This is a genomic window from Nocardioides flavus (ex Wang et al. 2016) (assembly GCF_014653115.1).
In the GTDB taxonomy this organism is placed as follows: domain Bacteria; phylum Actinomycetota; class Actinomycetes; order Propionibacteriales; family Nocardioidaceae; genus Nocardioides; species Nocardioides flavus.
The window spans coordinates 1-529 of sequence record NZ_BNAD01000041.1 but is presented as its reverse complement, the minus strand read 5'-3'; the positions used below and the strand labels follow the sequence as shown (position 1 = coordinate 529).

1 protein-coding gene is annotated in these 529 nt (G+C 74.3%); it reads right to left on the bottom strand.

Going from position 1 to position 529, the window contains the following annotated elements:
* Positions 1-529: helix-turn-helix domain-containing protein (locus IE200_RS20510; protein ID WP_191281347.1), on the bottom strand; the 529-nt coding region annotated here is incomplete at both ends.

The following is a 529-nucleotide window of genomic DNA, read 5'->3' as shown; positions in this document are numbered from 1 at the left end:
GCGAGGCGTCGTCTGATCGCCTGGCGGCGTCGCTCGAGCTGTTCCTCGCGCCACTCGACCTCGGCGACGAACTGGTGCACCGCGGGATGGTCGTCCGGGACACCCCACCGCGCCCGCTCGTAGCGCTTGTGGTGCGTCGAGACCCGGTAGCCGATGGCCGGGTCCTGGACGGCCCGGGACCGGTCGAGACAGGTGAACGCCTCGATCGAGGTCATCGCCCGTAACCGCCGCGGCAGCCACCACCCCCGCGCCCGCAGGTCCACGTGCGCGGGGAACCGGCTGCCCGCATGCGTACGCGCCCCGTCCGCGCGCATCGGCTCCACCGGCCGCCCGGTCTCGACGTCGCTGAACCCCACCCGTAGCCGGGCCAGGTGCAGCATCTCCTGCACCACCCGCGCTCGCGGACTCGTACGCCCGGTCTCCCACCGCGCCACCACCGACTGCGAGACCCCCAACAACGCCGCCAGCCCCCGCTGCGAGACGTCCAGGATCCGCCGCACCCGCCTCACCAGCCCCGGCACCTGCCCCG